The sequence below is a fragment of the Segatella paludivivens DSM 17968 = JCM 13650 genome (assembly GCF_000373185.1).
GTDB classification, from domain to species: domain Bacteria; phylum Bacteroidota; class Bacteroidia; order Bacteroidales; family Bacteroidaceae; genus Prevotella; species Prevotella paludivivens.
Map to the genome: position 1 here is coordinate 44686 of NZ_KB890631.1, position 12627 is coordinate 57312.

A 12627-nucleotide genomic window follows, 5' to 3' on the forward strand; every position below is an offset into this window, starting at 1 on the left:
CACTATTATATGAGGAAACCACTAATATTCATAATAATTCTCTCTCTTATGGTTGCGGGATGTGCTGATGAAAGGCATACCCGTAACCCTAAACTTATTGCTTTAGATAGTCTTCAGCGCATATCACCTGATTCAGCTTTTAATATGCTTGATGATTTTAACGACGTACTTACACCTAATGACTCTGTTTATAATAATCTTATTTATACCGAGACAATATTAAACAAGACAGTTTCTTATGCTTCAGATTCAGCAATTAATAAAATTGTGGATTATTATAAGACCAAGCAGGATAATGTGCTACTTGGTCGTGCTTATCTTTGCCGTAGCATAAATAGGTATAAGAACGGACAATATTCAAGTGCTGTAGCTGATGCTCTCATGGCAGAAAAGTTATTGCCGACTGATGATAAATATTATGGGTGCAAGGTGGAGTTATTATTGGGCCTAATTAATCTGGATGCTGGTTGTTACAGAATGTCTCTGGAAAGACTTAAAGTGGCAAGCCATTATGCCGATGAATTCGGTGAAAATCCTACATTGATAGCCCAAAGTTATAATTATATGGCAGAAGCTTATGACAGATGTGGCCGAAGAGATAGTTTCATGTTTTGCATCAGACATATTAAGCCGCTTCTTGCTAAGTTGGATAATTATACCAAGGCTGATATAAATGTTAATATCGGAGACATGTATATGCGAGCTGGTAAACTTAATAAGGCATTAAGTTATCTTTGTGAAGGCGAGATCTATGATTTTTCGTATAAGGCGTTGTATATTATGGGTAAAGTCTATTTTATGATGGGTAATAGTAAACAAGCTAATGCGCATTTGGTGGACGCTGCAAACTCTGGTTCACTTCCTATACGCGAGGCTTCTCTAGCATTATTGATAAAACTGAATCCAAACAAAATGGAACTGTATAAGCAATTTTATTCTGTATATAAACAGATGCCACATGTAGACAGTGATGAGTTGTCTGCTTTTCAGATGCGTCTTGCACAGCAAGAAATGCAGCACGAAACATATATCCGCACAATAACTTTGCTGTATATAATAATAGGCACATTGTTGCTTTTGATATTATCTTACTTATACTATCATCATAAAATGAAGATTGTTAGGCGTAGGCTTAGTGATATCAATGCCCGTTATCTTGGCTATCTTGAAGACTATAATAATGCAAAATGCAATCTCGAAGAGTTAAAAAATAAGATAGTGAAATATCAGGAAGACAAAGAGGCCCCAGAGAAGTTGAGTATAGAGAATATGTTGCTTAATGCTGAGGCCGTTATATCGTTGCATAGATTAGCCTCAAGAGGACAGTGCGCAAATGAAGTTAATTGGCAGCAGCTAACCCAACTTATTTCAGAACGTGATAAAAATATGGCTATACTACTAAGCAATAATCCTGAACTTTCTGATCGTGAGCAACATGTTGTTATGCTTATTCGACTGAGATTTATTCCTAGTGAGATATCTGTGTTAATGGATGTTAGTGCTCAAAATGTGACAAATATGCGTCAGCGACTTATGCAAAAAATGTTTAGCGAAAACGGTGGAGCTCGTGACTTTGATCATCGTATACACGAATTGCAAAAAACGCAGGGAAGGCACCCAAAATTAAGATAATATAGATTATGTTGGGAAAATACAGAAGCGAAGTAGGATATTACGCCATAACAGAAAGGCAAGATAAAAATCGTGTTAAAGATATCAAAGATTAAATGGCAGAGAACTGTTGCTGTATACTCGCAAATTGATATTGATGTCTGTAATATTATACTATTCAATCAATTGCTTGTGATGTAGTACAAAAAAAACAGGTCATTCCTCACGGATTAACCTGTCTTTATTTAAAAAATTAATCTATCATGAAAAACTTGTCTAATTTTACTAGACCATATACCATATATCTTATATTTTATTCCTAGACAATAATAATTGACTATTTCGGATACAAAGTTATGAATATATGGTCAATAACACTGATACTATTTTGCTATAATCTTTGCATTTCTTGCAATAAATAACATTTTAATTGTATCACAAGCGTGAAATATGTATATATTTTGTTTTATCAAATTTAATTGTTACATTTGCAAACAAATATAGAATTAAATAATATGATACTATCAACAACTCCTTCACTAGAAGGTAAACACATTACCAACTATTATGGTGTGGTAACAGGCGAAACAATTATTGGCGCAAATTTATTCCGTGATTTGTTTGCAGGAATACGTGATATCGTAGGTGGACGTGCCTCATCTTATGAAAAGGTGCTTCGTGAGGCAAAAGATGCTGCAATGAAAGAAATGAGTGAACGTGCTGAGGCTATTGGAGCAAACGCTATTGTCGGTATCGACCTTGATTATGAAACTGTAGGTTCAAATGGCAGCATGCTTATGGTGACTGCTTGTGGAACAGCCGTACGCATAGAGGGAATATAAGGTTCACTGAATTCAGTGAACTTTTGTTTCTAGATTAAAGATGAAACTTTCTAAATTAGCCAAATAAACTACTTGTTTGTCGAAGATAGCAATATATAATGCTTTTTTCGTCCTTTTTATCGTTTTTGTTATGTCAGCGAAAGTTTTTGTAATATTTACGAAAATAAGGTTGTCGCGTTTTGTATACTTTTGCCATAGGGATTCTATTAAAAACGTAAATTTTGAAAAACATGAAAAACGATTTTAGAATTAGAAAAACATTAATGTTACTTTTTATGTTATGCCTGTTTCCTGTAGGAATGCTAGCGCAAAATGTTTTGAAAGGCACTGTTACTGATGCGGATGGAGAACCTGTTATCGGTGCCTCAGTAAGAGAAGTGGGAACTAGTAATGGAACTGTTACTGACATATCGGGGCAGTTCTCTATTAATGCTCCTGCAAATGCAAGACTTACAATTTCGTATGTCGGGTTTGTTACACAACAAATAAATGTATCTGGCAGAAAAAACATTTTGGTGAGTCTTGCTGATGATACAAAATCCATTAGCGATGTAGTAGTCATTGGTTATGGAACTCAGAAAAAAGCTGATTTAAGTTCATCAATCTCAATTCTTGATGCAAAGGAAATTACGAAAGTTCCTGGTGGACTTTCTGCTGGACTGCAAAGCTCAGTTCCTGGAGTTCAGGTAACAAACGGTCGTATACACATTCGTGGCGTAGGTTCTATTAACAATACTGATCCGCTTTATGTTGTAGATGGAATGATTGGAGGCGCTGTTCCTGATGAAAATAATATTGCTTCAATTCAGATACTTAAGGATGCTGCCTCATGTGCTATATATGGTGCTCGTGGTGCAAATGGTGTTATTGTAATAACGACTAAGCGTGGACAGGCTGGAGAAGTGAAGATAGACTATAATGGATATCTGGGATGGAAAGGTTTTACTCATGAGATAGATCTTCTTTCAGGTAAGGATCTTGCTGAACTAATAAACGAGGAGATGTATAATCAGAATCCTTCACGTAAGGACTATATGGCAGGGCTCTCAGATCCTGAATCTATAGGTAAAGGATATAATATGTTTAAAGCTATTACGCATACAGCCTCATATCAGAAGCATAATGTAAGTATCAGCGGTGGCTCAAAGGATGCGAACTTCCGCATTACTGGTATATATGGAAATGACAACTCTTTATATATAAAAGAAGGTTCTGAAAATATGTCACTGAATGTTGTCTCAGACTTTAAAAAAGGCATCTTTGGCTTTGGCGAGACTCTTACTGTGGGGCGTAATTTGAATCACAGTACAGATATGCTTAAACTGATAGCTATAAAATGGAGCACTGCTTGTCCAATTTATGACCCTACATCATCTACTGGTTATGCCGGTGCATCGCTTGGAACTGATATGGAAAACCCAAGAGCTACTGCTGATAATACTTGGAACCGTAATGAGACAAATACGATGACTGGCAATGCTTGGATTACAGCAGAGCCTATAAAGGGATTGGTATACAAATTCAATATGGGAGCAGACCTGTATCGTAACAACGGCCGGTCTTATGATGCAGACTATGTTGTGGGTGATTATCAAAAGAATACACCTGATACATATTCTATGAGTAATAATAGAAGTAACCGTTTCCTTTATGAGCATACATTGACATTCGATAAGACATTTAACTTGCATCATATAAATGTGATGGCTGGTATCACATCTGAGGAAACAAAGGGATATGGATTTAATGCAAGTGCCCGTGATATGCCGAGTTCAGAGGTCCTTATTCTTGGTGCTACTCAGAATGCTTCCTCAAAGGAAGTAGGTAGCTCAGAATCACACTCTGCAATGTATTCTTATCTTGCTAGATTGATGTACGATTATTCTGGAAAGTATATGGTTACAGCAAACTTCCGTCGTGACGGTAGTTCAAATTTCGCCAAGAAAAATCGTTATGGAGACTTCCCTTCCTTCTCTGGAGCATGGCGCATAAGCCAGGAAAAATTTATGAAGAGCCTAACATGGCTTGATGACCTGAAATTACGTGCAAGTTGGGGTAAACTGGGTAACTCTAATATATCTCCTTATCAATATCAGTCTACGGTTTCTTTCAATACCGTACGTTATTACCTTAATGATGTTGAAAATACTGGTGCTCTTCCAATGACACCAAGTAATCCTGATGTGAAATGGGAAGCTTCAACATCGACAGACTTTGGTTTTGACCTAACGATGCTTCACAATAGATTGACAATTACCGCTGATTATTATAGAAATAGAACTAATGATATGCTTGTAAATGTACCGATAGCACGTTCTGCTGGATATTTGAGCGTGTTCCCTACAATGAATGCTGGAAGCATAGAGAATAAAGGACTTGAATTAATAGCTACATGGCGTGACCATATAGGAAATAAATTCGATTATAGTATTTCTGCGAACTTTTCTACTGTAAAAAATAAGGTTATAAACCTTGGATCAAATAATGAAATATTTGCTGCTTCTGGGATTACTTGTACTAAAGTCGGAAATTCTATAGGACAGTTCTGGGGATATAAGACTGCTGGGTTGTTCAAAACAGACGCAGAAGCTGCAGCTTATGTAAACCAAAAGGGAGAGCGTTTACAGCCGAATGCAAAAGCTGGTGATATTAAGTTCCTTGATCTTAACGGTGACGGAACAATCGGCTCTGCCGATATGGACTTTATCGGCAATCCTATTCCAAACTTCTCTTATGGTATTACAGCTGAGGCTCAGTATCGTTCATCATTTGGTACATTTGATTTCTCTATGGTATGGAATGGCTCACAAGGAAACGATATCTATAATAATACACGTAGCTATGGCGAAGGAATGTATCATAATTACGCATGTTTTACAAGTGTAAAGGACCGTTTCCGTGCTGAGGATGTTACTTTTGTTAATCCACTTAACGGCAAGACTACATTCTATCCAAAGAATACCGATACTAGTATGCCACGTGCTGTATATGGAGACCCGAACCAGAATATGCGTCAGAGTGACCGTTATGTAGAAGATGGATCATACTTGAGACTTAAATCGATCGTACTAGGATATACAATGCCACAACGTTGGTGTGATAAGGTATATCTTGAGAATATGAGATTCTATGTCGGTGCAAAGAATCTGTTTACCATTACAGACTATAAAGGCTATGATCCAGAGGTAGGTGACCAAAACACAAGTGGTACAAATCTTACTCGTGGTATAGATGGACTTACATCTTGGGATCCAACATTCCCTAACAGTAAAGAGTTTTATATTGGAGTGCAGCTTACATTCTAAATAGTAGACTATATTACAAATATTAAAATAGAATACATATGAAACACAATATAATTAAATATATGGCTGCTGGATGTTTGCTGGCAACTGTGTCAAGTTGTAAACCCGATATGGACCTTAATAACCCGTCGGAAGTTTCAACCAATACTTATTATCAAAAGATATCGCAGCTTCAGAAGTCGCTAATACCAGCTTATCAAGCTCTTATTGGAAGAAATCAGGGAGGATATTGTTTTACGACACTATTCACGCTTCTTGCTCCTGGTGATGACTACCAGCGTACTTACAAATGGTCAAATATGTATCAGGATACATACAACACACCCGCAAGTGATGCGGCCGCTATGGGGCCTTGGCAAGACTGGTTTAATGGTATAATGGCCGCAAATCTTGCTATTGATAAAATGAATAAATTTGCGGTAAACGACAATGATAAAGAAACTCTGAATACAATGCTTGGACAAGCTTATTTTCTTCGCGGTTTGTATTATCTGAATCTAGCGTCATTGTATGGAGAGACTATTCCTCTTTATGATCATGCCATAGCAACAAATGCAGACTATTATCCTGCTAATGCTGCTAATGGAACAGTGTATCCACAGATAATAAACGATTTCAAAAAGGCTGCAGAATTATTGCCTGTACGAAGTAAACTATATGCAGATGCTTCAAATATTGGACGTGCGACTCAGGGGGCTGCACTTGGATTTCTTGCCAAGGCTTGCCTGTGGCGCCCGCTTATAGAAAAAGGTAAGAGTGTAGATTATGATACAGCTATTGCTGCTCTCAAAAAGGTTATAGAAAGTGGCGAGTATAAGTTGAATGCCAATTTTAAGGATAACTTTACTAACAATCCTACAACTGAAAATGGTGTGGAGAGTGTGTTTGAAGTACAGATGCATAATGGTAATAGTTGGATGGGAGGTGACCTTAGTGATTCATGGCGGTGGTTAAATATTGGACTTCCAGATGGGACTGGAGGTTGTTGGTGGAATCTTGCTCCTACTCCAATGGCGTATAATGAATTTGAGAATGGAGACCCAAGACGTTATATGACGTTGTGGTGTCCTGGTGGTGCAGACTTTACAGATATGAAAGGCAACACTATTACTTTCGATGACATGAATGCTAAGTGTTCTTCTGACAAGGATCTTTATGGTACACGCAAGGCTTGTCCGGATAAGATGATTTCCGATACAGATGATGATTTCAATGATCCACTTATGCGTTATTCTGATATATTACTTATGTATGCTGAATGTTTGCACTTTACAGGACATGATGGTATAGATGTAAACGATAATACTGGTGCAAAATATTGGATTCAGCAGGTACGAAATAGAGCAAACAATATTGTTCCTTCAGAGCAGTCAAAGCTATGGTATTCAAAGTCACCAGGGACAATACCTAATGTCGATGATTTGTTGAACGCTGCTCCAACAATCAATGGATTTAAGATGGATAATGTAATGAATGTGATTGAGCATGAGCGTTGTGTAGAACTTATGGGTGAGTATTATCGCTATTTTGATCTTATGCGCTGGGGTATGAAGGATCCTAAATATTTAGAGCCTCTTAAGAAACTTGGATGGAATGAAAACAAAATGTATCTTCCTTTCCCTCAAGAAGAATTGAATAATAATCCGAATTTAAAAGGAAATGAGGCTAATTAGTTGTTATATGATTTTTTAGATAAAATGTTTTGGTAATTTGTTAGAGTTTTGGTTGCCATCTGTGTGAGCAGATGGTAACCTTTTTTGTATCTTTTATTTAAAAAATTGAAAACTATTTCTTTGAAAATAGTTTTTTATGTACCTTTGCCAGTGAAAAGATTTCCACAGATTATGATAAAAGATAGAATTACTAAATTGTTGTGCTTGTTCACAACACTTATGCTTATTTCATGCGATGACGTTTTTGATGTTCATCCCTACGATGTGAATATTAAGGGTGAAACTCATATTAATGCTACTAATATAAGCAAAATAGAAAGTCTTTGCAAGGATAAGGATACCTTGAAGATAGCCTTTATCAGTGATACTCATGGTTGGTATTCAGATTTTAAGGATGAGGTCGCTGATATTAACAGACGAAGTGATATTGATTTTGTGATTCATTGCGGTGATATTACAGACACTGGTACGACAAAGGAATACGAATGGGCTCGGAGTATATTTAACAAGCTTAATGTTCTTCATGTAGCATTGATTGGTAATCATGATTTCCTTGGAACTGGGGATCAAGCTTATCATGTCATGTTCGGTGATAATGATTTTAGTTTTATTGCTGGAAGGGTAAAATTCGTATGTCTTAATACGAATGCTACAGAATATGATTATCTTGCTTCTGTACCTAATTTTGATTTTATGGAGAATGAGCTGAAATCGGACTCGGCAGATTTTGACCGTACAGTGATAGTGATGCATGCTCGTCCAGGCAGTGAGCAGTTTAACAACAATGTTAGTAAGGCGTTTAATTACTTTGTGCATTTATTCCCAGGAATAATGTTTTGTGTTTCGGGACACGAACATGCGACTCAGGCAGATGAGTTGTTTAATGACAAACTTATGTGGTATGGTGTTGACTGTGCACAGCATCGTAAATATGATATATTCACAATAACTAAGGAAGGATATAAATATGAAGTCGTTAATTTTTAGTGCTATACTGCTATTTATCTCAATACATTCTTTTGCAGGTGAGTTTACTGCAGAGATAGATAGTTTAAGCTTGAAAGACTCATTATCTTATTTTGGTTCAAGTGATAAACCGAATGTGTATAAGGAAAACACGTGCGAAAGTTCTTATGATCGCAGAGCTCATTATTTCAGAAAGTATTGGGCAGCTCTTATACCAACTCAGGTTGTGGTTCAGAATGCCGGTAATATGGGGATTTTTTCTATTGGTTTTGGATGGGAATATGGCAAACATCGCCAATGGGAAACTCATTTACTTTGGGGGTATATACCCAAATACGATAGCACCCGTGGAAAGCTCACGATGACGCTCAAAGAAAATTATATTCCTTGGAGTATATATTTAGGTAAAGGATGGGCTTTTGAACCATTTGAGACGGGTTTGTATATAAACACTGTTTATGGTCATGAGTTCTGGCGCAGTCAACCACAGCGCTATCCTGATAAGTATTATAATGCTTTATCGACTAAGTTCAGAGTTAATGTGTTTTGGGGTCAACGTGTTACAAAAGTTATCCCAAATAATCGACGTATGTTTGTGAAAAGTATTACCGCATTTTATGAGATAAGTACTTGTGATCTTTATATACGTTCTATGTTTACAGACGATGATGTAAAACTAAAGGATATTCTGGGTTTATCCTTAGGGTTGAAATTTCAGTTATTATAATGTTATGTAACATTATGCAAAGTTTCTGATACAAATATTATGGTATGTGTATGAATTATTTATTATTTTTGCAACGTTAAATGATTTATACATTATATACCCATGAAGAATGTAAAACACATCTTATTATCAATTATCATAGCGTGTCCGGTGCTTGGTGCAAATGCTGCAACACCAGACACGCAAACTCATTTAGTGCCCTGGACTAAAGGCGCATTTCAAACAAACAATTATAGAAATCTGTTTGTTGAAATGGGATATAGCAAGAAACAGGTTGATAACAAACTAAATGAAGTATTCAAAGAAGTTTTTTATGGTCCGCACAAAGTGTATTTTGAGGTCGGAGACAGTATGGCATACATCTCGGATATAAAAAATCATGATGTTCGCACAGAAGGTATGTCTTATGGAATGATGATTGCTGTGCAGTTTGATAGAAAAGATATCTTTGACAAAATATGGCGATGGAGCAAGAAATATATGCAACATCAGAATGGACCACGTGGAGGATATTTTGGTTGGAGTTGTAAAACTGATGGAACAAGAAATTCCGAAGGTTCGGCGTCTGATGGTGAGCTATATTATATAACATCTCTTATATTTGCTGCCAACAGATGGGGCAATGATACTGGCATAAATTACAGAAAAGAAGCGCAGAAGATAATAAACTGTTCTTTCTTGAAGAACGGCGAGAATGATATAATGCCGCTGATAGATAAGCAAACAAATCTTATTACTTTTACTCCAGATAAATTTGGTAGTAGATTTACGGATCCATCGTATCATATCCCTGCGTTTTATGATGTTTGGAGTCGTTGGGCTTATGATGGAAGAACAGACTTCTGGCAGAAAGCTGCAGCTTCGTCAAGAGAATATCTTCATAAGGTTGTAAATAGTACCACAGCCTTGAATCCAGACATAAGCAACTATGATGGAACACCAATAAAAATAAGAGATTATGTCATGAATACATTCAGATATGATTCATGGCGTGTGCCTGCAAATATTGCACTAGATTATCAATGGTCATGCACTGATATGAAATGGCAGAGGGAATACGGAGAGAAGATTCAAAACTTCTTTTATTCAAAAGGAATTAATACTTTTGTTGATCAATACAACGTAGATGGAACATTGCCGAATGAGAAAGAAATACTTGCTGCGGGTGATTATCCAAAAGCTTTACGTCATTCAATAGGACTTCTTGCTACAACTGCTACTGCATCATTGATGTGCGGTCATGATATAAGTAGAGAATTTGTTAACGCATTATGGAACGCTAAGCACGAACCATCACCTGATGGATATTTTGATGCATATTATGATGGATTGCTAAGACTATTTGCTTTTATGCAACTAAGTGGTAATTATAGAATAATTCCTCCTTTGCATGATGGTAAAGAACCGCAGCTTGAAACATATTTCTCAAAATGTAAAACAAGAGATGCTGCTCCTGATGATAATGGTTTTATAAGAAGATGGACTCTGCTGGAACCTATTGATAAACCTAATGTAAGTAATGCTGGCTTTACAGACAGTTATCTTCGTGATGCCTTTTATCATGAGTATTTCAAAAATCAACAGACTTATGTTCCAAAGGATGGTAGCGTTGTTAAAATCGGTAGTAATAAATTGACATGGCATTCTATGGACAGTAAGCAATATAATGTGAAACTCTTTAGGTTGGCTTCTGGACTTGGAAAGCAAACTTACGGTGTCTTGTTTTGGGCGGTTACGATAATCGACTGCAAGGAAGATATTCCGAACGCTAGACTTGCTGTTGGTTCCAATTCTGCATCTATGTGGTGGCTGAATGGTAATGAAACACTATTGCTTTCTGGCGACCGCAGAATGGTTAAAGATGATTGTGTGTCGCAAAGGCTTACATTGCATAAAGGTAGGAACATTCTTCGCGGAGTAGTTATAAATGGTCCGGGAATGAGTAATTTTTGTGCCCGCTTTGTAGATGAAAGCGGCAAACCTATAAAGAACTATACTATAAATAATATGTAATCTAAAATCAGAAACAATGACATCTTTTCATAATATATTCATCGCACTTTCGGCAATGCTGACTTTATCTCAGTCAGCAAATGCGCAAATTGGTCAACCTTATATTCATGACCCATCAACTATAATGGAATGTAATGGCAAGTATTTTACATTTGGTACTGGTGGAGGAGGATTGATATCTGATGACGGTTGGAACTGGAAAAGTGGAGCTGTGAGACCAGGCGGAGGTGCCGCCCCTGATGCAATAAAGATTGGTGACAGATACCTTATTGCTTATGGAAATTCTGGTGGAGGACTTAATGGTGGACACAATGCCCATATCTTTACGATGTGGAATAAGTCCTTAGATCCAAAATCACCAGACTTTAAGTTCACAGAACCTATAGAAGTTGCTTCGTCAGACGGTTATGAGGATAATGATGCAATAGACCCAGGATTGTTACTTGACCCAACAAGCGGTAAGTTATGGATGTCTTATGGTACGTATTTCGGTAATATACGCATCGTAGAACTTGATCCTAAAACAGGTGATAGAATACCAGGAAACAAACCTGTAGATATCGCAATAGACTGTGAAGCTACAGATTTAATATATCGTGACGGTTGGTATTATCTTTTGGGAACACATGGAACATGCTGTGATGGAGTTAATTCTACATATAATATAGTTGTAGGGCGCTCGCAAAACATTCTCGGTCCATATATAGATAATGTAGGTCGAACGATGTTTGAGGGCGGTGGCAGAATGGTTATATCAGCCAATAACCGTGCTGTAGGTCCTGGACATTTCGGACGAGAAATCATTGATAATGGGGTGGAAGTCATGTCATGCCATTATGAAGCTGATTTCAATCGTAGTGGTCGTAGTGTGTTGGCAATAAGGCCGTTGTTGTGGAAAAACGGATGGCCTGTAGCTGGGGATAGTTTTAAGGAAGGCGACTATGCAATCATATCAGAACGTCGTGGCTATGCTTTGGAACTTTCTGTTGACTTTGTGAGGATACCTCAGAAGCAACAAGCGTTTTGGCACATAAATCCTAATGATCCGATAGAGTCATTGCCTAATCAACAGTTGGCTGATGTGATTGGAACATGGCAGAAAGGTGATATAAGCGTACGCACTAATGACTATATGTGCCGACCAAATCAACTTTGGACTATAACAGCAATCCCTGAAGCTGGAGGATATCTGGGTGGGCCATATTATAAGATTACAATAAAGGGCACGAATCGTGCCCTCACGGCAACAGCTAATGCAGAGGTCTCAACAGTTCCTGAGTTTACAGGTAAACTAGAACAGCAATGGCGTATAGAGCAACTCACGGATGGAACTTACAGGATAATGCCAAGGGTGATACCAGGAAAGGCTGAACCAAATACGCATTATGTGCTTTATTCTGCAGGAGACAGTACGCCAACTTTAGCTCTTTATGATTTCAATACGGATAATTCAAAATGGAATTTCAAATAGGCTATAACACAATAATAAT

8 protein-coding genes are annotated in these 12627 nt (G+C 37.3%); all 8 read left to right on the top strand.

Annotation, left to right across the window (positions count from 1 at the left end; translation table 11 throughout):
- Positions 1-9 precede the first annotated feature (9 nt).
- The 8 genes from B045_RS14205 to B045_RS0103295 all read left to right on the top strand — a co-directional run bounded on the left by B045_RS14205 (position 10) and on the right by B045_RS0103295 (position 12608).
- Entirely contained in the window at positions 10-1632 is a 1623-nt protein-coding gene (locus B045_RS14205; protein ID WP_018462842.1) for a tetratricopeptide repeat protein, read from the top strand.
- Between the two features lie 494 nt (positions 1633-2126).
- Positions 2127-2453, top strand: a complete 327-nt coding sequence (locus B045_RS0103265) for a heavy metal-binding domain-containing protein (protein ID WP_018462843.1) — start codon at positions 2127-2129, stop codon at positions 2451-2453.
- Between the two features lie 230 nt (positions 2454-2683).
- On the top strand, positions 2684-5758 hold the full coding sequence (locus B045_RS0103270; protein ID WP_018462844.1) for a SusC/RagA family TonB-linked outer membrane protein: 3075 nt from the start codon (positions 2684-2686) through the stop codon (positions 5756-5758).
- A 38-nt stretch (positions 5759-5796) separates the two neighbouring features.
- Entirely contained in the window at positions 5797-7431 is a 1635-nt protein-coding gene (locus B045_RS0103275; RefSeq protein WP_018462845.1) for a RagB/SusD family nutrient uptake outer membrane protein, read from the top strand.
- Between the two features lie 171 nt (positions 7432-7602).
- Positions 7603-8418, top strand: coding sequence for a metallophosphoesterase family protein (locus B045_RS0103280; RefSeq protein WP_018462846.1), 816 nt, complete (start codon positions 7603-7605; stop codon positions 8416-8418).
- Positions 8399-9124: a hypothetical protein gene (locus B045_RS0103285; RefSeq protein ID WP_018462847.1), complete on the top strand. Its 726-nt coding sequence runs from the start codon at positions 8399-8401 to the stop codon at positions 9122-9124. The genes B045_RS0103280 and B045_RS0103285 overlap by 20 nt, the downstream gene beginning before the upstream one ends.
- A 102-nt stretch (positions 9125-9226) precedes the next feature.
- Positions 9227-11137, top strand: coding sequence for a glycosyl hydrolase family 8 (locus B045_RS14210; RefSeq protein ID WP_018462848.1), 1911 nt, complete (start codon positions 9227-9229; stop codon positions 11135-11137).
- Between the two features lie 16 nt (positions 11138-11153).
- Positions 11154-12608, top strand: coding sequence for a family 43 glycosylhydrolase (locus tag B045_RS0103295; RefSeq protein ID WP_018462849.1), 1455 nt, complete (start codon positions 11154-11156; stop codon positions 12606-12608).
- Positions 12609-12627 lie beyond the last annotated feature (19 nt).

Bases quoted from the DNA above. Each gene is read 5' to 3' on its own strand.
- B045_RS14205 (WP_018462842.1), top strand. From the start codon at position 10: ATGAGGAAACCACTAATATTCATAATAATTCTCTCTCTTATGGTTGCG.
- B045_RS0103265 (WP_018462843.1), top strand. From the start codon at position 2,127: ATGATACTATCAACAACTCCTTCACTAGAAGGTAAACACATTACCAAC.
- B045_RS0103270 (WP_018462844.1), top strand. From the start codon at position 2,684: ATGAAAAACGATTTTAGAATTAGAAAAACATTAATGTTACTTTTTATG.
- B045_RS0103275 (WP_018462845.1), top strand. From the start codon at position 5,797: ATGAAACACAATATAATTAAATATATGGCTGCTGGATGTTTGCTGGCA.
- B045_RS0103280 (WP_018462846.1), top strand. From the start codon at position 7,603: ATGATAAAAGATAGAATTACTAAATTGTTGTGCTTGTTCACAACACTT.
- B045_RS0103285 (WP_018462847.1), top strand. From the start codon at position 8,399: ATGAAGTCGTTAATTTTTAGTGCTATACTGCTATTTATCTCAATACAT.
- B045_RS14210 (WP_018462848.1), top strand. From the start codon at position 9,227: ATGAAGAATGTAAAACACATCTTATTATCAATTATCATAGCGTGTCCG.
- B045_RS0103295 (WP_018462849.1), top strand. From the start codon at position 11,154: ATGACATCTTTTCATAATATATTCATCGCACTTTCGGCAATGCTGACT.